Genomic DNA, 20,431 nt, shown 5'->3' with positions numbered 1-20,431 from the left:
TGGACGGGGGTGTCCGTTATCCGGCGGTTGCTTTGGGATCGGACACCGCGATCAACCCCAGTGACCGCGCGGTTTCCAACGAAAGCTGCGCGCTTTTCAAGCCGCGTTCTTCTTGGTAGCGGCGCAGGGCGGCGGCGGTGGGGGCATCAAGCCGTCCGGTGACATTGCCGCCGAAATAGCCGCGCGCCGCCAGCGCCCGCTGCAGCGACGAGATGAACTCGGGCGTCAGCTGTTCCGGGCAGGGGGCTTCGAAACTCAATTCGGCGCGGGGGCGGACCACGCGCGGCACCGGCGCCTTGCGGTAGATCGGCGCGCGCAGGACGGTGCCATCGGGGGCGATCTCGGCCTGTACAACCTGCACCTCGCCCATGACCTGTTCGTAGACGGCGGGGGTTTCTTCGTGTGCCCAACAGATGCGCGGTTGGGCCGAAGTGGGGCCAGCGACCGATTGCGCCGGGGTCAGCCGGACGGGGGCGACCTCGGACAGCGGTTTGAGCGCGCTGTCAACCGATGCTTCGATTGCGGCGATCGCCAGCGCGTCAGGCGTGGTTTCCGCGCCGGTGTCCTGACGGCTCACCGGGCTCTGCGTGCCAGTAGCGGCGCAGGCGGAAAGGGCCAGCGCCGTCATGAGGGCGAGATATGGTTTCAACTGCTCGGGCCTCTTGCGTGCCTTTGTTGTCGCGGCAGTCTACCGGTTTTGCCCTGTCGTGGGAAGCGCGGGATCAAGAAGCCTGTCCAGCAGTTGCGAGATATCCTCAATCTCTTCGGCAATCACATGGGTGACGCTGTTCTCGCGTTGCACGCGGCCAGTGACACGCAGCATCCGCCCGGCGATCACCGCCCTGCGAAAGCGTTCGTAAAGCTTGCGCCAGACGATGACGTTGACCACGCCGGTCTCATCCTCAAGCGTGAGAAAGATCACGCCCTTGGCGGTGCCGGGGCGCTGCCGAAGAATCACAAGGCCCGCCACGGTGACGCGCGCGCCATTCGGCGGCAGCACCAATTGGGCCGAGGTCAGGGCCGACGGCGGGCGAGGCCACTGTGGTTGGGCATAACTCATGAGAACATATATAGAACATTTACCCCTTGCCGGAAAGGGGAGACACTATGACGTAAAATGGACTGGCAGGCGGCGTGCTGGCGCATTAGGTAAGACCGCGAAGAGAATGCAGGAGCGGTTGAATGGCTAAAATCACCTATATTGAGCACAACGGGACTGAACATGTGGTCGACGTGGCCAATGGGTTGACCGTGATGGAAGGCGCACGGGACAACAACATTCCCGGAATTGACGCCGATTGCGGCGGCGCCTGCGCCTGTTCCACCTGCCATGTCTATGTGCACCCGGACTGGGTCGAAAAGCTGCCGGCGCGTGACGACATGGAAGAAGACATGCTCGATTTCGCCTACGAGCCAGACCCGGCACGCTCGCGTCTGACCTGTCAGATCAAGGTCAGCGATGCGCTTGACGGCCTTGTGGTGCAGATGCCCGAAAAGCAGATCTAAGGTGAAGAGGGCGCCGCGACACCCGTCGCGCCCGTTGTGCCGTCTTGCACGCGGCGCGGCGCTGGCCCTGAGCCTGTTGCTGGCCGCTGCAGCGCCCGTTGCTGCGACGCCGCGCAACATCATCCTCGAGGCAGAGTACGTAGAGCCGACCACGCGCTATGCGCATGGGGTGCTGGGGGACGCGATCGAATGGGGCGCTTTGCGTCTGAAGGTTGATTTCTGTTCAGGATGCGGCGCAGCGGACATCCGGCAGATGATGATCCGCTTGCCACAGACCCGCGTCTTTGAGGACGTCTCGCCGCGTCTTGTCGATCTCGAAGGCGATGGGGCGTTCGGGGTGATGGTGGTCGAAAGCGACCTGAACAAGGGCGCGCGACTGGCAATCTACAACGAGAGCGGGCTGCAAGCCGCAACCCCGTTCATCGGACGCGCCCATCGCTGGCTCGCTCCCATCGGCAGCGCCGATCTGGATGGAGATGGGCTGATCGAGATGGCCTATATTGACCGCCCACATCTTGCCAAGACCCTGCGCATCTGGCGCTACGACAATGGTGCGTTTCGCGAAGTTGCGGCGGTCAAGGGCTTTACCAACCACCAGATTGGCTGGAACTACATCGAGGGCGGCATTCGCGATTGCGGAACGGGTCCTGAGATGATTGTCGCCGACGCGGATTGGACGCAGGTTGTGGCCGTACGCTGGGACATGAGGGTGAAAGCGCGCGCGCTTGGCCCCTACAGTTCAAAGGCCATGCGCGATGCCCTGGCCTGCGCAAAATAGGGGGCGCTGCCCCCGCCGCCCTTTGGGCGTCCCCCCGGGATATTTTTGGACCAGTGAAACCAAATCTTTACCAGATTGGTGGAGTTTGTCAGCACGGTACAGGCGGGGACGCCGATGACCGTGACCGGTGAAGCTGATGCTTGCCAAGGCCCGCCATTTAACCGGCGGGCCATTTTTTTGCGCTCATCGTTTCACTGGTCCAAAAATATCCCGGGGGGGGTCCCGCAGGGACGGGGGGCTGGCCCCCCTTGCCACCCGTGGAACCGGCTGGCGTTGACGATTGGGGCTTTGCATTTGCCGCGCAGGCTACTAACCCTCTTTTCCCATGAGACTTCTATTTCTTGGCGATGTGATGGGCCGCTCTGGGCGGCAGGGGATTGTAGACCGGCTGGCAAAGCTGCGCGATGACTGGCGGCTGGATTTTGTCGTGGTCAATGGCGAGAACGCCTCGAACGGGGCCGGGCTGACGGCGGGCCATGCCAAATTGCTCCTTGAGGCAGGGGCGGATGTCGTCACCTTGGGCGACCATGCCTTTGATCAAAAGGACATGCTGACCTATATCGAGGGCGAGCCGCGGATTATCCGGCCATTGAATTTTGCCAAGCAGGCGCCGGGGCGCGGGGCGGGGCTGTTCACGGACAGGCGCGGTCGCAAGGTGTTGGTGACGCAGGTTCTGGGTCAGGTCTTCATGAAACGCGCCTTTGACGATCCCTTTTCGGCCATGGATGACATTCTGCGGCGCCATCCGATGGGCGGGCAGGCGCAGGCAATTGTGGTTGACGTTCATTGCGAGGCGACCAGCGAAAAGATGGGGATGGGGCATTTCTGCGATGGCCGCGCAAGCCTTGTGGTCGGCACGCATACCCATGTGCCGACAGGTGATGCACAAATTCTGCCGGGCGGTACGGCGTTTCAGTCCGATGCCGGAATGTGTGGCGATTACAACAGCGTCATCGGCATGGAGAAGGCCGAGCCGATGCGCCGTTTCGTAACGGGCATGGCCAAGGCACGCTTTCAGCCCGCAGCGGGCGAGGCGACCCTTTCCGGCGTTTTCGTCGAGACGGACGACCGGACCGGCAAGGCAACCACCGTCAAGATGGTGCGTCAGGGCGGACGACTGGAGCAATCCGGCCCGTGACGGCGCAGGGCCGTGCCGGGGCTTTGCCCATTCTGGCGCTGGCGGTGATCGGCGCGGCATGGGGCGCGACCCAGCCTTTGGGCAAGATCGCGGTCTCCGAAGGATATCGGCATTTCGGGCTGCTGTTCTGGCAGATGGGTCTTGGCGCGATTATCTTGCAAGGCGTCATGGCCCTGCGCGGCCGCAGGCTGTCCTTTGCGCCACAACACCTTCGGCTTTACCTGATCATTGCGGTTGTCGGCTCGATCCTGCCGGGCATCGCGTCGTATAATGCCGCGGTGCACCTGCCTGCGGGAATACTGTCGATCCTGCTCAGCTCGGTTCCAATGCTTGCCTTTCCCATTGCGCTATTGCTGCGGCTTGAGCGGTTTCGCATGCGCCGCCTGTTGGGGCTGTCACTTGGGTTGCTGGGCATCGCGCTGTTGATCTTGCCCGATACCCAGATGCCGCGATCGGTGCAGGTGCTCTGGATCCCTGTGGCGCTGCTGTCCTCGCTTTGTTACGCGTTTGAGGGCAACTTTGTCGCAAAATGGGGGCGCGCGGGGCTTGGTCCGGTCGAGCTGTTGGCGGGGTCTTCGACGCTGGGGGCGCTGCTTTGCTTGCCTCTGGCCATGGCCTCAGACCAGTTCATTGACCCGGGTTTGCCGTGGGGGGCGCCGGATCTGGCGCTTGTTGCTTCGTCCTTCCTTCATGCCGGGGCCTATTCGGGCTATGTCTGGCTGGTGGGGGTCGCGGGATCAGTCTTTGCGGTGCAAGTCAGCTATTTCGTCACGCTCTTCGGGGTCAGCTGGGCCATGCTCTTTCTGGGCGAAGGTTATTCCGGTTGGATATGGGCCGCACTCGCTGCCATGCTGGCTGGCATGGCGCTTGTGCAGCCGCGTCCGCACGCCCTTGTCGCCACCGCCGCAACCCGTCAGAATGCAACGCCGCAGTAGAGGGCAAGGACAGCACAACAGATGCAGTGGTTGGAACTGAGCCAAACAGCACAGGCCGGGGTTGCATTGGCCGTGGTCGTGGTGATGTTCGCGCTTTTCGTGCGCGAATCCTATCCGGTCGAAGTCACCGCCATCGGAGGGGTCGGGGCGCTGCTCTTGCTGGGAGTATTGCCCTATGACGCGGCGCTGGTGGTGCTGTCGAACCCGGCACCCTGGACGATTGCGGCGATGTTCATCGTGATGGGTGCCTTGGTGCGCACGGGGGCGCTGGATGTCTTTACCCGCTATGCGCAAGAGCAAGTAGCCCGCAGACCCCGACGCGCCATGGCAGGGATCATCGCGGTGGTGGTCGTGGCCTCGGCCTTCATGAACAACACGCCGGTCGTTGTCGTGATGCTGCCGGTCTTTGTCCAGATTGCCAAGGCGCTGGGTATTGCCCCCTCCAAACTGCTGATCCCGCTCAGCTATGCGGCGATCCTCGGCGGCACAACGACGCTGATCGGGACCTCGACCAACTTGCTGGTCGATGGCGTCGCGCGCACGCAGGGTCTTGAACCCTTTACCATTTTCGAGGTGACACCGCTGGCGCTGATCCTTGTGATCTGGGGGATGGCCTATCTGGCCGTTGCAGGGCGCTTCTTGCTGCCGCACCGGACCTCGATGGCGGGGATGCTGTCGGATCGGTCTCGGATGAAGTTCTTTACCGAGGCGGTGATTCCGCCGGATTCCGACCTGATCGGTCGCGAGGTGCAGGGGGTTCAGCTGTTCAAACGCGAAGGCGTGCGCCTGATCGACGTGATCCGCGGTGACGAGTCGCTGCGCCGCAACCTTGAGGGCGTCACTCTGGACGTCGGCGACCGGGTTGTGTTGCGCACCAAGATGACCGAATTGCTTTCGCTTCAGCGCAATAAATCGCTGAAACGGGTGGATCAGGTTTCGGCCAAGGAAACCTCGACCGTCGAAGTGCTGATCACCCCCGGCTGCAAGATGGTTGGCCGCTCGTTGGGCGCGCTGCGTCTGCGCCGCCGCTTCGGGGTGTATCCTCTGGCCGTGCATCGCCGGAACCAGAACATCGGGCGACAGCTTGACCAGCTTGTGGTGCGCGTCGGCGATACCCTGCTGTTGGAAGGGACACCGGATGACATCCAGCGTCTGGCCGAGGAAATGGAACTGGTCGACGTCTCGCACCCCTCGGCGCGGGCGTTCCGACGCGGGCACGCGCCTGTCGCCCTGGCCGCCCTGGCCGGGATCGTCATCCTGTCTGCCTTGGGCGTGGCCCCGATCCTGCCGCTGACGGTGATCGCCGTGGCCGTGGTTCTGCTGTCGCGCTGCATCGACGCGGACGAGGCGTTTTCCTTTGTCGAAGGCCGCCTTCTTGCGCTGATCTTCGCCATGCTGGCCATCGGCGCCGCGCTCGAGTCGACGGGCGCCGTGCAATTGATCGCGGGCAGCCTTGCGCCGCTGATGGCGGACCTGCCTGCGCCGGTGCTGATCTGGGCGGTCTACCTGCTGACCTCAGTGCTGACAGAAACGGTGTCCAACAACGCGGTTGCCGTGGTCGTCACCCCCATCGCGATTTCGCTGGCCCAAGCCATCGGGGTCGATCCGCGCCCGCTGGTGGTGGCCGTCATGATCGCCGCTTCCTGTTCCTTTGCGACGCCGATCGGCTATCAGACCAACACGCTGGTTTACGGTCCGGGCGGCTACAAATTCTCGGACTTCCTCAAGGTCGGCCTGCCGCTGAACCTCAGCGTCGGCGTGTTGGCGGCTCTGCTCATCCCGCTGTTCTGGCCGCTGTAAAGCGACGCCGGATTTCATCGGTCTTCAAATATCCCGGGGGTGTGGGGGCTGGCCCCCACGGGCGCTAGCGGTATCTGCTGACAAAGCCTTCGAGGATCTTTTCCGGCCATGTCACATCCGCCGCGCGGCACATCGCGATCAGATCATCAGCCGTCTCGGGCGGGAAATACCCCCGATGCTTGTAGATCTTGATGCGGGTCTCAAAGCCGCTTGCATCCGCCTCGGGGTGGAACTGCGTGGCATAGACGTTTTGACCGTAGCGGATCATCTGAAACGGGCAGGGGGCAGATGACAGCAGATGAACAGCGCCATCGGGCAGTTCTTGCAGGGCTTCCTTGTGGCCCACGAAAGCGTCAAAACGGTCAGGAAGCGCCGACACCAGCGGATCGGCCGCACCGTCCGGCGTCTTGGCGCAGGTCGAAGGTCCAACCGCCTCACCATAGCGCGCCTTGCTGACCTCGGCGCCCAGATGATGCCCCAGAATGCCGATACCATAGCAGCAGCCCATGAATGGCACGTCATGTCGCGTGATCGCAGGCATCATCGCCAGACAGGCAGCTTCGATCCGGGCCTCGACGGCGCTTTTCTTTTCGGGTGGGTCCGACACACATCCCGGCCCGCCGCCCACGATCACCCCGGCGTAATCGCTTGGGTCCAGTGCCTCGGGCAGATCCTCGCAATCCAGACGGATGCGGTGACATTGCCCGTCGCTCAGACCGCCCTTGTTCAGAAAGGCCTGGTATTCGTCGTTGCTGGCCTCGGTTTCGGGGCGCAGCTGCAGGATAAGAAAGCGTGCCATGGCAGAGGCTTAAGATGGCGGGTCCAAATTGCCAAGAGGCATCAACGCCGCGCCCTTGGCAAGCCTGCCCTGCATGGCCTATAGAGACCCGCAGTTTATCAATTCCGTGCAAGAGGCGAACATCATGGCCGGCCATTCCAAATGGGCAAACATCCAGCACCGCAAGGGCCGTCAGGACAAGGTGCGGGCAAAGCTTTTCTCGAAGTTTTCCAAAGAGATCACCATCGCAGCCAAGATGGGTGACCCGGACCCCGACAAGAACCCGCGCCTGCGTCTGGCGGTCAAGGAAGCCAAATCGCAGTCCATGCCGAAGGACAATATCGAGCGCGCCATCAAAAAGGCGCTGGGCGGCGAGGGCGAAGATTACGAAGAAATCCGCTATGAAGGCTATGGCCCGAACGGCGTGGCGGTGATCGTCGAGGCGATGACCGACAACCGCAACCGCACCGCGTCCAACGTGCGTTCGACCTTCACCAAGAACGGCGGCAATCTTGGTGAAACCGGCAGCGTCGGCTTCATGTTCGAACGCAAGGGAGAGATCATCTATCCCGTTGACGCGGGCGATGCCGACACCATCATGATGGCCGCGATCGAAGCCGGCGCCGAGGATGTGGAAAGCGGTGAGGATGGCCATATCATCAGCTGCGCCGACACCGATCTGAACGAGGTTTCGACCGCGCTTGAGGCTGAACTGGGCGAGTCGGAATCGACCAAGCTGATGTGGAAACCCACCACCACAACCGAACTGGATCTGGACGGCATGCAGTCGCTGATGAAGCTGGTTGAAGCCCTCGAAGATGACGACGACGTGCAGCGCGTCACCACCAATTTCGAAGCCTCGGACGAGGTCATGGCACAGCTCGAAGACGCCTGATTTTTCCATGCACCCAGCGTGCATATCACGGGCACAGCCCCAGCCTATCGCGGCCGCAGACCCTTGCGGCCGCGTTTTGCTTTTGAACGCGCCGGTTGGGTCACTTGATGTATTTTAGGGCACTGGGTCTTTTGCTTTTGGCTGTGGGTCTATCGGCCCTGGCCACTTGGTATTTCGGCCAAGAGGTGCTGATCGCACTGGGTCTGATCCTTGTGCAGATCAAGGTGCTGGGAAAAAAGCTTTGGATGATCGAATGGCCGGTCCTTCTTGTCTGGCTCAAATCGCAGGGCGCGGCGTTTTTCCGTGTGGAACTGCTCAAGAAATGGCTGATGAGCACGGTGCTGCCGTTGGTCATGGGGCGGGCTCTGCTGCGGCGCTTCAAAGCCTTTATCGAGGGCTATCTTGTCGGGGTGAAAACCCTGCACACGCGCATGATGGCGTGGTTCGCGGCGCTGTCGCCTTTGGAAAAGGCGCTGGCCTGGGGGATCATCCTGTGTGTGACGCTGGCGCTGTCGGTGACATCGCTGGGTCTGTGGCTGGTGCTTTTCTCGGTCAAGTTGCCGCTGTGGCTGGCTGCGGCGGCAGCGGCCTTGGGCAAATCGCTTTGGGTCAGTGTGCAAAAGACCGCCTTCAAGATGCTGGCCTTTCTGCAATTGGGCTGGCTGTGGAAAGCAGTGCGGCGGGTGTTGCCCAAGGCGTGGCTGGACCGTAAACGGCGGGCCGAATTCCGCCTTGCGCGGGCCGTTGTGCGGCGCCGGCGGATGACAATCCGGCAACTGGCCGAGCGTAAGGACCGGCTGCTGTTCCGCATCGGCGTACTGCTGGAGGCCCTGGTGCGGCGCTGACGTGTTTCCAGCCTCGCAACCCGCAGCGTGGCGCAGGGGGGATCAGATCATCAGCCCGACTGCCTGTGCCATCATGGTAAAACGGCTTTTGGGCTAGGGGCTTGTCCCTGCTGACAGATGCTCTAAGCCTGTTCCTATGGAGACAGACGCAGCGCAGCGCCCGGGACTTGGCATTTTCTGGATGATGTTCACGGGGCTTTGCTTTGTGGCGGTTACGGCGCTTGTCAAAACGCTGGGGGGGCGTGTGCCCGCCGCGGAATCTGCCTTTTTGCGGTATCTGCTGGGGCTTGTCTTTCTGATCCCGATGTGGCCGTCGATCCGCACAGCCAAGATGACCCCGCGCCTGTGGAAGCTGTTTACCCTGCGCGGCGTTGTGCATTCTGTCGGGGTTGCCATGTGGTTCTATGCGATGACCCGTATCCCGATCGCCGAGGTGACGGCGTTGAACTACCTCAATCCGGTCTATGTCACGATCCTCGCGGTGTTTTTCCTTGGCGAAAAACTGGCCCTGCGGCGAATCGCGGCCATTGCGGCGGCCTTGGTAGGGGCGCTGATCATCCTGCGCCCCGGGTTTCGCGAACTCGACGCGGGCCATATCGCCATGTTGGGTACCGCTTTTGTCTTTTCGATCTCGTACCTGCTGGCCAAGATATTTTCGAGCGAGGTGAACGCGGCTGTGGTTGTCGGTATGCTGTCAGTCACGGTGACGATTGGTCTGGCGCCCATGGCCTTTGCGGTCTGGGTATGGCCGTCATGGGGGGATCTGGGCATTCTGTTTGGTGTCGCCTGCTTTGCCACGGCTGGCCATTACACCATGACGCTGGCTTTTGCGGCGGCGCCGATCACGGTGACCCAGCCGATTACCTTTTTGCAATTGGTTTGGTCCGTGTTGCTGGGCGCACTGTTCTTTGGCGAACCCGCCGACCCTTGGGTGATCGCCGGCGGAGCGCTGATTTTGGGCGCCGTGGTCTTTATCACGTGGCGCGAAGCGGTGTTGAAACGCCGTGTTACCCCCGCTGTCGGCGAGATAAAACTCTAATTTAGGCTTTTTCGTCGATCGCAGATTGGTATTTGATATCAGCGTGATAGCTGGGTTTGCGGTGCGTCAAGTAGTGCATAGAAACCTCGGAAATCGGCGATTGTTTCCATATCTTGAAAAATCCCCAAGCGCGGCACAATTGAGCCCAATTCCTTAAACAGTGTGTAACCCACAGCATTTAACGTCGGAGTACACAAAATGTTTGCGGAGAATAAGTTGACCGAGAATATGCATGAGATCGAGGCATTCCTTCTTAGCGAGCGCGAGAAGGTTCTGTCGGAAGCCGAGTGGCGCTTTCGGATGCGTGGCTATGGCTACAACCTGCGCCGGACGGACAGCGGTATCGAAGTCGCCCGCCTGCCGCAGAATGTCCTGCTGGGCACCATCGAAGCCTGAACTTTCTTGAACACCGGCCTCGGCCGGGAAAACGGCTGCTTGCAGGCAAGGGATGGCCTGTGAAAGTGCCGCGGGCCCAATTGGCCCTTGGCGATGACATCCGATCTGCGCTTTGTGCGTGCCGTTTTGCCTCTGCGCCGGGCATTGGGCAGAGAATGATGGGCTTCAATCCGGCGCGTTGCTATTCTCCTCTGGATTTTGATTGACTGGCCAGTCAATAACCGGCACCAAGGCGCTATGCCAAAGGTCGGACAAGAACCCATACGCCGCGCAGCGCTTGTTGCCGCCACGGTCGAAGAGATCGGGCAGGCAGGCTCGCTTGATGTGACGGTGAGCCAGATCGCCAAACGCGCGGGCATGTCCAGCGCATTGGCGCACCACTATTTTGGCGGCAAGGCCCAGATATTTCTGGCGGCCATGCGCCAAATCCTGACGGACTACAGCAGTGAGGTCCGGCAAGCTTTGGCCAAGGCGCCCAAGGGCCGCAGACTCGAGGCCATCGTGGCGGCGAATTTCGCTGACAGCTGTTTCCAGCCCGCGACCATTGCCGCCTGGCTCAATTTCTACGTCCTTGCCCAAAGCGACACCGAGGCTGCGCGCCTGTTGCGGATCTATCAATCCCGACTGCGGTCCAACCTGATTCACGCCCTGCGCCCGCGCTGCACCAATCCCGAACCTGTGGCCGAGGCGCTCTCGGCGATGATCGACGGGGTGTATCTGCGCGCCGCGCTGGCCGGGGGCGGTATCGAAGGGGCAGCGGACCGGGTTCTGAAATCTGCCTATGCCATGATGGGAGAAACTTCATGAAACCGAATATTCTGATCGTGATGGTTGACCAGTTGAACGGGACGCTGTTTCCGGACGGCCCGGCAGAGTGGCTCCACGCGCCGAACCTCAAGGCGCTGGCCAAACGCGCCACGCGCTTTGCCAATGCCTATACGGCCAGTCCGCTCTGCGCACCCGGGCGCGCCAGCTATATGTCTGGCCAGTTGCCCAGCATGACACGGGTCTATGACAACGCCGCCGAGTTCGCGAGTGATATCCCGACCTATGCCCACCACCTGCGCCGCGCGGGGTATTTCACCTGCCTGTCCGGCAAGATGCATTTTGTCGGTCCCGACCAAATGCATGGCTTTGAGGAGCGCCTGACCACTGACATCTACCCCGCCGATTTCGGCTGGACCCCGGATTACCGCAAGCCCGGCGAACGCATCGACTGGTGGTATCACAACATGGGTAGCGTCACGGGCGCTGGCGTGGCCGAGATCACCAACCAGATGGAGTATGACGACGAGGTCGCGCATTTCGCCAAAATGAAGATCTATGATCTTGCACGCGGCAAGGACGACCGGCCCTGGTGTCTGACCGTCAGCTTTACCCATCCGCATGATCCCTATGTCGCCCGAAAGAAGTTCTGGGACATGTACGAGGATTGCGAACACCTTGATCCCGTGGTGCCCGCGATGCCCTACGAGGATCACGACAACCACGCAAAGCGCATTTTCGACGCCAACGATTGGCGCAGTTTCGACATCACGGACGAAGACATCCGCCGTTCGCGCCGGGCCTATTTCGCCAATATCTCGTACCTTGATGAAAAGATCGGGGTGTTGCTGCAAACCCTTGAAGACACGCGCCAAGAGGCCGTCGTCGTCTTTGTCAGCGACCACGGCGACATGCTGGGTGAACGCGGGCTGTGGTTCAAGATGTGCTTTTACGAAGGCAGCGCGCGGGTGCCGATGATGATCGCTCTGCCGGGCGGTCAGGGGGGCAGCGTAAAGGCTCCGGTCAGCAACATCGACGTCTGTCCAACCCTGTGCGATCTGGCCGGCGTGGACATGAGCGAGGTCATGCCCTGGACCGAGGGCGAAAGCCTTGTGCCGCTGTTGACCGGTGGCACGCGCGTCAGCCCGGTGGCGATGGAATACGCGGCCGAGGCGTCTTATTCGCCTTTGGTGGCCCTTCGGCAGGGCCAGTGGAAGTACACCAACTGCGCCTTGGACCCCGAGCAGCTTTTTGACCTCGAGGCGGATCCGCACGAGCTGACCAATCTGGCCGAGGCGCCCGAACATGCCGCGGTTCTGGAACGGTTCCGCCAGATGGCCGCCGAGCGCTGGGATCTCGAACGGTTCGACGCCGAGGTGCGGCAGTCTCAGGCCCGTCGCTGGGTGGTGTACGAAGCGTTGCGGCAGGGGGGGTATTACCCTTGGGATTTCCAGCCGCTGCAAAAGGCCTCGGAGCGCTACATGCGCAACCACATGGACCTGAACGATGTCGAAGAAAATCAACGCTTTCCGCGCGGGGAATAAGCGCAGGGACAGGCAAGGCAGGCGCGGGCTGAACCGGTGGCAAACGACACGCCGGCCCGCCTCGAGCGCAAATGAGGTGCGGCAATGCAAGCTGAATACGTAGTTGTTGGCGCGGGCAGCGCGGGCTGCGCCATGGCCTATCGCCTGGCCGAGGCAGGCCGCTCCGTCATCGTGATCGAACATGGCGGCAGCGACTGGGGCCCTTTCATCAACATGCCGGGCGCACTGTCCTACCCTATGAGCATGAAGCGCTATGACTGGGGCTATCAGTCCGAACCCGAACCGCATCTGGGCGGGCGACGGTTGGCCTGTCCGCGCGGCAAGGTCCTTGGCGGATCGTCCAGCATCAACGGCATGATTTATGTGCGCGGCCACGCCCGCGACTATGACTTCTGGCGCGATCAGGGGGCCGATGGCTGGGGCTTTGCCGATGTGCTGCCCTATTTCAAACGTCAGGAAAACTGGCATGACGGTGGCCACGGCGGCGATCCGGCTTGGCGCGGCACCAATGGCCCCTTGCACGTCACGCGCGGCAAGCGGGACAACCCGTTGGTGCAGGCGTTTGTCGAAGCGGGCCAGCAGGCGGGCTATCCCGTCACCGGTGATTACAACGGCCATCAGCAAGAAGGGTTTGGCCCCTTTGAGATGACCGTCTGGCAGGGCGCGCGTTGGTCGGCGGCCAAGGCCTATCTGCGCCCGGCGCAGGCGCTGGGGGCGCAGGTGGTAAATGGCCTTGCGCAGCGCGTGGTGTTCCGCGATGGCCGCGCGACGGGCGTTGAGATTGCCCGCAAAGGCCGCACCGAGGTGATCGAAGCCACGCGCGAGGTGATCCTCAGCGCCGGGGCCATCAATTCGCCCCAGCTTTTGCTGCTGTCAGGTGTTGGACCGGCGTCGCATCTGGCCGAACACGGGATCACGCCAATCGCGGATCGCGCCGGGGTAGGGCAGAACCTTCAGGACCATCTTGAACTGTATCTTCAGATGGCGGCCAGCCAGCCGGTGAGCCTGTTCAAATACTGGAACCTTCTGGGCAAGGCCTATGTCGGCGCGCGCTGGCTGCTGCGCCGCGACGGGCCGGGGGCCAGCAACCAGTTTGAAAGCACGGGCTTTATCCGCTCGCAGGCGGGCGTGGATTACCCGGATATCCAATACCATTTCCTGCCGCTTGCGGTCCGGTATGACGGCAAGGTCGCCGCCGAAGGTCACGGGTTTCAGGCTCATGTCGGTCCGATGCGCTCGCCTTCACGCGGGGCGGTCACTTTGCGGTCTGCTGATCCGGCCGAGGCGCCAAAGATTTTCTTCAACTACATGAGCACTGACCAGGATTGGCAGGATTTCCGCCGAGCGATCCGCTTGACGCGCGAGATTTTCGGGCAAGACGCCTTTGCCCCCTACCGCAGTCATGAAATCCAACCCGGTGACGCCGTGCAATCGGACGAGGCCCTTGATGCCTTTATCCGCGACGAGGTCGAAAGCGCCTATCATCCCTGTGGCACCTGCCGCATGGGGCGGGCCGATGATCCCGGCGCGGTGGTGGACCCGCAAGGCCGGGTGATCGGCGTTGAGGGGCTGCGCGTCGCCGACAGTTCGGTTTTCCCGCGCATCACTAACGGCAATCTGAACGCGCCCTCGATCATGGTGGGCGAAAAGATCTCGGATCATGTGTTGGGGCGGCAATTGCCCAGCGACAACAGCGAACCCTGGATGCATCCGGATTGGCAGAACTCGCAGCGCTGAGCATCACGCATTAACCTTTTCGAGGGGAATCGGTTGAATTCCGGGGCTAGAGTCCCGAAATTAACCGAATGTTAAGAATTTGTTCACTTCTCGTTCTGCTATTCCTCAGCCAGCCAGCTTTTGCTGATCTTGTCGGCAAGATGCGGGTGATTGACGGCGATACGGTTGAAATCGCCGGTGAGCGGGTGCGCCTTTACGGGATCGACGCGCCTGAAAGCGATCAGATGTGTGGTGGGGAAGGCATTCCGATGTGGGCCTGCGGGGCTTGGTCCTCGGGCGAGGTGCGGGCACGCTATGCCGGGCGCGTGGCCGATTGCGAGGCGCTGGACCGTGACCGCTATGGCCGTACGGTGGCGCGCTGCGCGGTGGACGGCGAAGATATGGGGCAGGCGCTGGTGCAAAGCGGACTGGCCTTTGCCTATCTCAAATACGCGCTCGACTATGCGGGCGATGAACGCGATGCGGCACAGGCTGGGCGCGGGTTGCACGCGGTCGGGGTGCAATCGCCTGACGCCTTCCGATCCGCCTCGCGTAAGGCGCGGACCCTTTGGAACGCACGCGGCGGCCCCGAAGATTGCCGGATCAAGGGCAACATCAGCCAGAACAATGGCGCGCTTATTTACCATCTTCCGGGGCAGGAATGGTATGATCGGACCCGCATCTCCGAGGCAAAAGGCGAAAGGTGGTTTTGCACCGAAGCCGAAGCGCAGTCCGCAGGCTGGCGCCGCGCCGTTCACTGATTTTTGCGCAGCCTTTTGCAAAGTTTTTCGGCGGCTTGATCAGGGTCAAGGTGGCGCGGGCGCGAAAGCCTCAATCTCTTATTCGAACAGTCAAATCGAAGGAGACGCCAATGTCGCATACACCCCATGAGCTTGCAGAAGAATTCCCTGACAAGGTCGAACAGATGAGCGCGCTGAAACAGACGGATGCGCATTTTTCCAAGCTGGCCGACGAATATCACGAGATCAACCGGCAGGTGCATCGCGCCGAGACGAATGTCGAGCCGATGGAACAGCTGGCCGAAGAGCAACTGCGCAAGCAGCGTGCGGCGTTGAAAGATCAGATCTGGGGGATGCTCAGCAAAGCCTGATGCGTCCTGATGACCGCAAATCGCCCCCGCCCGGGTCACCTTAGGCGGGGGCGTTACTTATTTCAGCATTGCCTCGATCTGGCTGGTGATCTTGCGCGACAGCGGACGTGCGGTGCTGCCAAAGGTCGCGACCGGCTGCCCCTCGGGCGAAAGCAGTACTTTGTTGAAGTTCCACGACGGCTCAAACCCCTTCGTGTCGCGCAGCCATTGATAGAAAGGATGCGCCTGCGTGCCTTTGACATGGGTGATATCGGTCATCGGCAGGGTCAGGTTGAAGTTGACCGCGCAGAAATCCTTGACCGCTTCGGCCGAGGACAATTCCTGCCGGAAGTCGTCCGACGGCACGGCCAGAACCACCAGCCCTTGATCACGGTAGCGATCATAGAGCGCCTGCAACCCGTCGTATTGCGGCGTGAACCCGCAGCGCGAGGCGGTGTTGACCACCAGAACCGGGTGGCCCTTGTAATCATCCAGATCAATGGTGCCGCCGTCGATATTGGCAAAGCTGAAACCGGCTGAGGCGGGCAGCGCGGCAAGGGACAGGCCAATGGCCAAAAGCAGGGAACGGATCATCGCAAACCTCCGGGTGTTTGAGAGATATACGTAGGCTGGCGCCAGAAAGTTTCAAAACAGTTTCGGACGATCACAGGCTTCGCTAAGCTGTGCGGGCAAGCGGAGGGCGACCCATGGCCGGAGGATGGAGCCGCGACGGCGCGGTGAACGAACAGATCGAGGCGTCCATCGCGGACGAACTGGCCCGCCTGAAGGCCCGGCGCAGCCCTGTGGGCGAAAGCCTGACGGAATGCGCCGAATGCGGCGAGGAAATCCCGGAAAAGCGCCGACTGGCGTTGCCGGGGGTCAAGCTGTGTATCGACTGCGCATCCGAGAGGCAGGGGCGGGAGGTGCCGCGCGGCGGGTTCAACCGTCGCGGCTCCAAGGACAGCCAGTTGAAGTGACGCAGGCAGGGGGCTTGCGATTTTGCGCGCTGGCGATCAAAACCGACAGGCATCGGGCGCGGGCCTGATCGCAGTGCCGTGCAGCCCTTAGACAGGATCAACAGACCATGACTGCCGAAAAACGCATCGTTCTTTCCAGTGACCACGCCGCCATCGAGTTGCGTCAGGCCATCGCCAAGCATATCGCCGCACAGGGCTGGGACGTCGAGGACATCGGCCCGGTCACGACCGAAAGCACGCATTACCCACTGCACGGCAAGGCCGCCGCCGAGCGCGTCGCTTCCGGCGATTGCCACTTTGGCATCGTGGTGTGCGGCACCGGACAGGGCATCATGATGGCCGCCAACAAGGTGCAGGGCATCCGCTGTGGTGTTTGCGCCGAGACATTCTCGGCCCGCATGATCCGCGCGCATAACGACGCCAACATGCTGGCGCTGGGCGCGCGTGTCGTCGGCGAAGGTCTGGCGCTGGAGATCGTCGATGCGTTCCTTGAGACCGAGTTCGAAGGTGGCCGCCACGCAACGCGTGTGGAGATGATCGAGGGGTAGGGTGTCGGGTCTAAACGTGTTTTTCGCCGGTGATCCAAACGTATGCGTTCTGACCTTTCTTGCGCGGTTTCAAGCTTCAACTCGATTGTGCAGGCCCCAAACACAACATGTGAAACTGTGATTGATAGTAGTGAAAACCAAGTACCAAATCGCATCTCTGACCTACGCCGCGCTGTTGTTTCTGATGGCGTTTGTCGGTGTCAAAATCGGTGATCTTTCTGCCGGTCTAGCTTCGCCCTCTCAAGGTGGCCCATTCTTCTGCCGCAATCTTTTGAGTTCGGGGGGCGACGATGACGCGATGCTTTTCGCCTTTGCAGTTTTCTCGATCCCGATGGTTGTCAGGGTGTTTCGCTTCAAACGCCGGGTTGCCGGGTACGAGATCGTCGCGTTCGCACTCTGCGTGCTTTCAACGTGCTTTTCGCTTTTCCTCGCGAGCCTCGATTGCGCATCGATCTTCTACACCGCATTCTCGATTCCTGACACGCTGCTCGCCGCTGCACTGGCCTCCATGCCAATGTCTGCAATACTTCTGTTCAAACTTCGTTCCCTGCGCTGACCGCATCGCCCCCACAGCGGACAATAACTGCCTGTCACAAACAATGATTTTTGTCATCGCATGCAGGCTTACCCAAACTCATTCGGTTAGTCGGGCAAGAAACCTTCAGCAAAACCTTATTGGTTCTGGCAAGCTCTTGTCCGCATCTGCGTTGTCCGTTCCGGCCTCAAGGGTTCCCCGTTCAGCGGGCCTGCTTTCCACTGGAAAGCAGGCTGTTCAGCTTCATCCTTTGTCGCGTTGCGGATCGGACTTCACCCCTCCATCGCCTCCAGCTGGTCGATGAAGCCTTCGATCATCGACAGGCCCTTGTCCCAGAATTTGGGGTCCGAGGCGTCAAGCCCGAAGGGGGCCAGCAGGTCGGAATGGTGTTTTGATCCGCCCGCCTTGAGCATGTCGAAATACTTGTCCTGAAAGCCCTCAGGCTGTTCCTGATAGGCGGCGTAGAGGGCGTTCACCAGACCGTCGCCAAAGGCATAGGCATAGACGTAGAAGGGCGAGTGCACGAAGTGCGGGATATAGGCCCAGAAGGTCTCGTACCCGGGCATGTAGTCGAAGACCGGACCAAGGCTTTCGGCCTGAACGGACATCCACAACGCGTTGATGTCCTCGGGGGTCAGCTCGCCGCCGCGGCGGGCCTCGTGCAGCTTGCATTCAAAGTCGTAGAAGGCGATCTGGCGTACGACCGTGTTGATCATATCCTCGACCTTGCCCGCCAGCATGACTTTGCGCTCCGCGTCATCCTTCGCGTTCGCCAGCATGCGCTGGAAAGTCAGCATCTCGCCAAAGACCGATGCGGTTTCTGCCAGCGTCAGCGGGGTTGAGGCCAGCATCTCGCCCTGTCCGGCGGCCAGCACCTGATGCACGCCGTGGCCGAGTTCGTGCGCGAGGGTCATCACGTCGCGCGGTTTGCCAAGGTAGTTCAGCATCACATAGGGGTGTACGTCAGTGACGGTTGGGTGGGCAAAGGCGCCGGGGGCCTTGCCGGGCTTCACGCCCGCGTCGATCCAACCTTTGTCAAAGAAGGGCTGAGCGATTTCGCCCATGCGCGGATCGAAGGCGTTGTAGGCGTTCATCACGGTCTCGCGCGCTTCGTCCCAACCGACGGTGCGCGTGCTTTCCATCGGCAGCGGCGCGTTGCGGTCCCAGACCTGCATGGTATCGAGACCCAGCCACTTGGCCTTGAGCGCGTAGTAGCGGTGCGACAGGCGCGGGTAGGCGGCGACCACAGCATTGCGCAGCGCCTCCACGACCTCGGGCTCGACATCGTTTGACAGGTGGCGGCCGGTTTGCGCGGTCGGCATCCCACGCCAGCGATCCATGATTTCCTTTTCCTTGGCCTGCGTGTTGTGGACACGGGCAAAGATCTTGATGTTGTCCTGAAAGACGCGGGCCAGTTCCTGAGCGGCGGCTTCGCGTTTGGAGCGGTCCTGCTCGGTCAGGAAATTCAGGGTGCTTTCGATGTTCAGCTCTTCGCCGTCGATCTCAAAATTCAACCCGGCGATGGTTTCGTCGAACAGCCGTTCCCATGCGTCGCCGACAACCCCCAGATCGTGCAGGAATTTCTCCAGCTCGTCGGACAGTTGATAGGGCTTCATCGCGCGGATGCGATCAAAGGCGGGTTTATAACGGGCCAGATCGGCGTTGCTGGCGAACAGTCCGTCAAGATGGCCATCGTCCAGCCGGTTCAGTTCGAGCGTGAAAAAGACCAGCGGGGTGGTGTAGATGGTGATCTTTTCCTGCGTGTCGGACAGGAACTTGGCGCGCTCGGCATCCGTCGTCATCTGATAATAGCGCAGACCGGCAAAAGACATGATCCGCCCGGCGATGTTCTCGATCTTCTCGTGACGGTGCACGGCCTCAAGGAAACCGGCGGCGTCGAGGCTGGCCAGATTGCCTTCGTAGTCGGCGGCGAAACTGGCGCAGGCTTGCTCCAGCCAGTCCAGATCGCGCTTCAGTTCTGGGGCGTCTTCGGAAGGGTAAAGATCGGTCAGATCCCACTCGGGCAGCTTGCCAAGGTCCTTTCCGCCCGCGCTGGCATTGGCATCGAAAAGCGGTTTGGGCTGGGGAAAATGGCTGTGCTTCATGGTGTCCTCTTGTCTGTTGCCCATGACATAGTGCGCAAACGGAAAAGTGGGAACCGGTTTTCGGTTAAAATCGCCGGGCAGGACGCAATTGGGACTGGCGCAGACTGTCTGTCCGGTCGGCCTAGAAGTGGCGGCTCAGGGTCAGGTGCAGGCCTGTGTCGCCGTGCCATTGCGTGGCGGCCAGGGACAGCGCAGCTTTGGGCGGCAGGGCATATTCCGCCGCGATGCCAAAGGCGTCGTCTTGCCCCTTGTCGGTGACCTCGCCAAAGCCCGATAGGCTCAGATGCGAATTGATCTGATAGCTGACGTCAAGCGAAACCGCGTCGGGCAGTTTTTCGGCCCCGGGGTGCAAGTAGGCCGCGCCAACGGTCCAGGGGGCGCCTGTCCAGCTTGCGCCCAGTTTGGCGTTGGTGCCGCCGTGCGCGCCGGTGAAATCCCAGACGCACTCGGCCGCAGCGGCCAATTGCCATTCGCCACGGTCCCACCGCGCTGCGAGCGAGGCGCTGCGAAAGCCGCCCTTGCTGGCGTTGTGAGCTGAGGCCGCCCATTTTACGGTGTCGCTTTGATCGGTGTAAGACAGGCCCCAAGGGACTGCAGTGCGGCGCATAGCATTGGTCGTTGTGTAGGCGCGGGCGTATTCGGCCCGGGCATAGGCCAGATAGGGTGCGTGGCGGGCAAAGACAGACGGCAGCACAAAGTCATAAGCGGGACGCACCACACCCAGCCGCAAGCGCTCGTCCCAAGCCAGCGCCACATAGGTTTCATGCGGGCGCTTTTGCGGCAGGACATACGCGAAGGCACCGATTTCCAGAGACAGCGGCAGGCCGCGCTGTGCGGCCAGCGGAAATGTCAGGTCGAAATCCAAGCGGCCAATTGCTGGATCATCGGCGACCGTGGTGGCGCTGACCGAAGCCTCACCGGCCAGGTGTAAGGACTGCGCGAAAGCTGGGACTGCGCTAAAAGCGAGCGCGACAAGGGGGATTGCTTTTAGCCGATCAGAAAGGGGCATGGTTGCGTTCCGAAAATAGGGACAGACAGAAT

General features: G+C 61.5%; 23 protein-coding genes. 17 read left to right on the top strand and 6 right to left on the bottom strand.

All coding sequences use genetic code 11. The annotated features are described in order from the left end of the window. Positions 1 to 16: 16 nt before the first annotated feature. The gene (locus tag ACOYQJ_RS03310; RefSeq protein ID WP_422904583.1) at positions 17 to 649 is read right to left on the bottom strand and encodes a peptidoglycan-binding domain-containing protein; all 633 of its coding nucleotides are present in this window, start codon (positions 647 to 649) and stop codon (positions 17 to 19) included. Positions 650 to 688: 39 nt separating this feature from the next. After that, positions 689 to 1,060: an OB-fold nucleic acid binding domain-containing protein gene (locus tag ACOYQJ_RS03305; protein ID WP_422904582.1), complete on the bottom strand. Its 372-nt coding sequence runs from the start codon at positions 1,058 to 1,060 to the stop codon at positions 689 to 691. A 122-nt stretch (positions 1,061 to 1,182) separates the two neighbouring features. Here ACOYQJ_RS03305 and ACOYQJ_RS03300 point away from each other — a divergent pair, with 122 nt between their 5' ends. The 5 genes from ACOYQJ_RS03300 (at position 1,183) to ACOYQJ_RS03280 (ending at position 6,157) form a co-directional block, all read left to right on the top strand. Further along, complete coding sequence (locus tag ACOYQJ_RS03300; RefSeq protein WP_422904581.1) at positions 1,183 to 1,506, top strand: 2Fe-2S iron-sulfur cluster-binding protein; 324 nt, start codon at positions 1,183 to 1,185, stop codon at positions 1,504 to 1,506. Between the two features lies 1 nt (position 1,507). Beyond that, positions 1,508 to 2,284 carry a VCBS repeat-containing protein gene (locus tag ACOYQJ_RS03295; RefSeq protein WP_422904580.1) on the top strand — a complete coding sequence of 259 codons (777 nt, stop codon included), beginning with the start codon at positions 1,508 to 1,510 and terminating at the stop codon, positions 2,282 to 2,284. A gap of 325 nt (positions 2,285 to 2,609) precedes the next feature. Next, positions 2,610 to 3,422 (top strand): TIGR00282 family metallophosphoesterase, encoded by an 813-nt coding sequence (locus ACOYQJ_RS03290; RefSeq protein WP_422904579.1) that lies wholly within the window; start codon positions 2,610 to 2,612, stop codon positions 3,420 to 3,422. Continuing rightward, entirely contained in the window at positions 3,419 to 4,357 is a 939-nt protein-coding gene (locus ACOYQJ_RS03285) for a DMT family transporter (RefSeq protein WP_422904578.1), read from the top strand. Before ACOYQJ_RS03290 ends, ACOYQJ_RS03285 begins: the two co-directional genes overlap by 4 nt. A 21-nt stretch (positions 4,358 to 4,378) precedes the next feature. Continuing rightward, positions 4,379 to 6,157, top strand: a complete 1,779-nt coding sequence (locus tag ACOYQJ_RS03280) for an SLC13 family permease (RefSeq protein WP_422904577.1) — start codon at positions 4,379 to 4,381, stop codon at positions 6,155 to 6,157. Positions 6,158 to 6,221: 64 nt separating this feature from the next. Here ACOYQJ_RS03280 and ACOYQJ_RS03275 read toward each other — a convergent pair whose 3' ends face one another. Beyond that, entirely contained in the window at positions 6,222 to 6,956 is a 735-nt protein-coding gene (locus tag ACOYQJ_RS03275) for a glutamine amidotransferase (RefSeq protein ID WP_422904576.1), read from the bottom strand. A 124-nt stretch (positions 6,957 to 7,080) separates the two neighbouring features. On the opposite strand from ACOYQJ_RS03275, the gene ACOYQJ_RS03270 reads away from it, so the two are divergent. From ACOYQJ_RS03270 to ACOYQJ_RS03230, 9 genes are all read left to right on the top strand, one after another. Further along, positions 7,081 to 7,830, top strand: a complete 750-nt coding sequence (locus ACOYQJ_RS03270; protein ID WP_422904873.1) for a YebC/PmpR family DNA-binding transcriptional regulator — start codon at positions 7,081 to 7,083, stop codon at positions 7,828 to 7,830. Between the two features lie 107 nt (positions 7,831 to 7,937). Beyond that, entirely contained in the window at positions 7,938 to 8,675 is a 738-nt protein-coding gene (locus ACOYQJ_RS03265; protein ID WP_422904575.1) for a hypothetical protein, read from the top strand. 136 nt (positions 8,676 to 8,811) lie between these two features. Then, positions 8,812 to 9,714, top strand: coding sequence for a DMT family transporter (locus ACOYQJ_RS03260; protein ID WP_422904574.1), 903 nt, complete (start codon positions 8,812 to 8,814; stop codon positions 9,712 to 9,714). Between the two features lie 216 nt (positions 9,715 to 9,930). After that, the gene (locus ACOYQJ_RS03255) at positions 9,931 to 10,110 is read left to right on the top strand and encodes a hypothetical protein (protein WP_422904573.1); all 180 of its coding nucleotides are present in this window, start codon (positions 9,931 to 9,933) and stop codon (positions 10,108 to 10,110) included. Between the two features lie 237 nt (positions 10,111 to 10,347). Continuing rightward, positions 10,348 to 10,917 carry a choline-binding transcriptional repressor BetI gene (betI, locus tag ACOYQJ_RS03250; protein ID WP_422904572.1) on the top strand — a complete coding sequence of 190 codons (570 nt, stop codon included), beginning with the start codon at positions 10,348 to 10,350 and terminating at the stop codon, positions 10,915 to 10,917. Further along, on the top strand, positions 10,914 to 12,419 hold the full coding sequence (gene betC, locus ACOYQJ_RS03245; RefSeq protein WP_422904571.1) for a choline-sulfatase: 1,506 nt from the start codon (positions 10,914 to 10,916) through the stop codon (positions 12,417 to 12,419). Before betI ends, betC begins: the two co-directional genes overlap by 4 nt. 84 nt (positions 12,420 to 12,503) lie before the next feature. Next, on the top strand, positions 12,504 to 14,156 hold the full coding sequence (gene betA / locus ACOYQJ_RS03240) for a choline dehydrogenase (RefSeq protein ID WP_422904570.1): 1,653 nt from the start codon (positions 12,504 to 12,506) through the stop codon (positions 14,154 to 14,156). A 140-nt stretch (positions 14,157 to 14,296) separates the two neighbouring features. Continuing rightward, positions 14,297 to 14,896 carry a thermonuclease family protein gene (locus ACOYQJ_RS03235; protein WP_422904569.1) on the top strand — a complete coding sequence of 200 codons (600 nt, stop codon included), beginning with the start codon at positions 14,297 to 14,299 and terminating at the stop codon, positions 14,894 to 14,896. 110 nt (positions 14,897 to 15,006) lie between these two features. Beyond that, positions 15,007 to 15,246 (top strand): HP1242/YdcH family protein, encoded by a 240-nt coding sequence (locus tag ACOYQJ_RS03230; protein WP_422904568.1) that lies wholly within the window; start codon positions 15,007 to 15,009, stop codon positions 15,244 to 15,246. A gap of 57 nt (positions 15,247 to 15,303) precedes the next feature. On the opposite strand, the gene ACOYQJ_RS03225 is transcribed toward ACOYQJ_RS03230, so the two are convergent. Continuing rightward, entirely contained in the window at positions 15,304 to 15,819 is a 516-nt protein-coding gene (locus ACOYQJ_RS03225; RefSeq protein WP_422904567.1) for a glutathione peroxidase, read from the bottom strand. Positions 15,820 to 15,932: 113 nt separating this feature from the next. Here ACOYQJ_RS03225 and ACOYQJ_RS03220 point away from each other — a divergent pair, with 113 nt between their 5' ends. The 3 genes from ACOYQJ_RS03220 to ACOYQJ_RS03210 all read left to right on the top strand — a co-directional run bounded on the left by ACOYQJ_RS03220 (position 15,933) and on the right by ACOYQJ_RS03210 (position 17,306). Continuing rightward, positions 15,933 to 16,202, top strand: a complete 270-nt coding sequence (locus ACOYQJ_RS03220; RefSeq protein WP_422904566.1) for a DksA/TraR family C4-type zinc finger protein — start codon at positions 15,933 to 15,935, stop codon at positions 16,200 to 16,202. Positions 16,203 to 16,309: 107 nt separating this feature from the next. Then, positions 16,310 to 16,750 carry a ribose 5-phosphate isomerase B gene (gene rpiB / locus ACOYQJ_RS03215; RefSeq protein ID WP_422904565.1) on the top strand — a complete coding sequence of 147 codons (441 nt, stop codon included), beginning with the start codon at positions 16,310 to 16,312 and terminating at the stop codon, positions 16,748 to 16,750. Positions 16,751 to 16,880: 130 nt separating this feature from the next. Continuing rightward, complete coding sequence (locus ACOYQJ_RS03210; protein WP_422904564.1) at positions 16,881 to 17,306, top strand: hypothetical protein; 426 nt, start codon at positions 16,881 to 16,883, stop codon at positions 17,304 to 17,306. Between the two features lie 251 nt (positions 17,307 to 17,557). Here the strand turns inward: ACOYQJ_RS03210 and ACOYQJ_RS03205 are convergent, their stop codons facing one another. Further along, positions 17,558 to 19,390: a M3 family oligoendopeptidase gene (locus ACOYQJ_RS03205; protein WP_422904563.1), complete on the bottom strand. Its 1,833-nt coding sequence runs from the start codon at positions 19,388 to 19,390 to the stop codon at positions 17,558 to 17,560. Between the two features lie 121 nt (positions 19,391 to 19,511). Further along, on the bottom strand, positions 19,512 to 20,399 hold the full coding sequence (locus tag ACOYQJ_RS03200; protein WP_422904562.1) for a hypothetical protein: 888 nt from the start codon (positions 20,397 to 20,399) through the stop codon (positions 19,512 to 19,514). Positions 20,400 to 20,431 lie beyond the last annotated feature (32 nt).

Source organism: Pacificoceanicola algae (assembly GCF_049341065.1).
Lineage (GTDB): Bacteria > Pseudomonadota > Alphaproteobacteria > Rhodobacterales > Rhodobacteraceae > Pacificoceanicola.
This window is presented reverse-complemented; position numbering and strand designations above follow the sequence as displayed.

What these genes read in the sequence shown, in the direction of transcription:
- ACOYQJ_RS03305 (WP_422904582.1), bottom strand. Translation starts at nt 1,060, where the DNA reads ATGAGTTATGCCCAACCACAGTGGCCTCGCCCGCCGTCGGCCCTGACC.
- ACOYQJ_RS03300 (WP_422904581.1), top strand. Translation starts at nt 1,183, where the DNA reads ATGGCTAAAATCACCTATATTGAGCACAACGGGACTGAACATGTGGTC.
- ACOYQJ_RS03290 (WP_422904579.1), top strand. Translation starts at nt 2,610, where the DNA reads ATGAGACTTCTATTTCTTGGCGATGTGATGGGCCGCTCTGGGCGGCAG.
- ACOYQJ_RS03280 (WP_422904577.1), top strand. Translation starts at nt 4,379, where the DNA reads ATGCAGTGGTTGGAACTGAGCCAAACAGCACAGGCCGGGGTTGCATTG.
- ACOYQJ_RS03275 (WP_422904576.1), bottom strand. Translation starts at nt 6,956, where the DNA reads ATGGCACGCTTTCTTATCCTGCAGCTGCGCCCCGAAACCGAGGCCAGC.
- ACOYQJ_RS03270 (WP_422904873.1), top strand. Translation starts at nt 7,081, where the DNA reads ATGGCCGGCCATTCCAAATGGGCAAACATCCAGCACCGCAAGGGCCGT.
- ACOYQJ_RS03265 (WP_422904575.1), top strand. Translation starts at nt 7,938, where the DNA reads ATGTATTTTAGGGCACTGGGTCTTTTGCTTTTGGCTGTGGGTCTATCG.
- ACOYQJ_RS03260 (WP_422904574.1), top strand. Translation starts at nt 8,812, where the DNA reads ATGGAGACAGACGCAGCGCAGCGCCCGGGACTTGGCATTTTCTGGATG.
- betI (WP_422904572.1), top strand. Translation starts at nt 10,348, where the DNA reads ATGCCAAAGGTCGGACAAGAACCCATACGCCGCGCAGCGCTTGTTGCC.
- betC (WP_422904571.1), top strand. Translation starts at nt 10,914, where the DNA reads ATGAAACCGAATATTCTGATCGTGATGGTTGACCAGTTGAACGGGACG.
- betA (WP_422904570.1), top strand. Translation starts at nt 12,504, where the DNA reads ATGCAAGCTGAATACGTAGTTGTTGGCGCGGGCAGCGCGGGCTGCGCC.
- ACOYQJ_RS03235 (WP_422904569.1), top strand. Translation starts at nt 14,297, where the DNA reads ATGCGGGTGATTGACGGCGATACGGTTGAAATCGCCGGTGAGCGGGTG.
- ACOYQJ_RS03230 (WP_422904568.1), top strand. Translation starts at nt 15,007, where the DNA reads ATGTCGCATACACCCCATGAGCTTGCAGAAGAATTCCCTGACAAGGTC.
- ACOYQJ_RS03225 (WP_422904567.1), bottom strand. Translation starts at nt 15,819, where the DNA reads ATGATCCGTTCCCTGCTTTTGGCCATTGGCCTGTCCCTTGCCGCGCTG.
- ACOYQJ_RS03220 (WP_422904566.1), top strand. Translation starts at nt 15,933, where the DNA reads ATGGCCGGAGGATGGAGCCGCGACGGCGCGGTGAACGAACAGATCGAG.
- rpiB (WP_422904565.1), top strand. Translation starts at nt 16,310, where the DNA reads ATGACTGCCGAAAAACGCATCGTTCTTTCCAGTGACCACGCCGCCATC.
- ACOYQJ_RS03205 (WP_422904563.1), bottom strand. Translation starts at nt 19,390, where the DNA reads ATGAAGCACAGCCATTTTCCCCAGCCCAAACCGCTTTTCGATGCCAAT.
- ACOYQJ_RS03200 (WP_422904562.1), bottom strand. Translation starts at nt 20,399, where the DNA reads ATGCCCCTTTCTGATCGGCTAAAAGCAATCCCCCTTGTCGCGCTCGCT.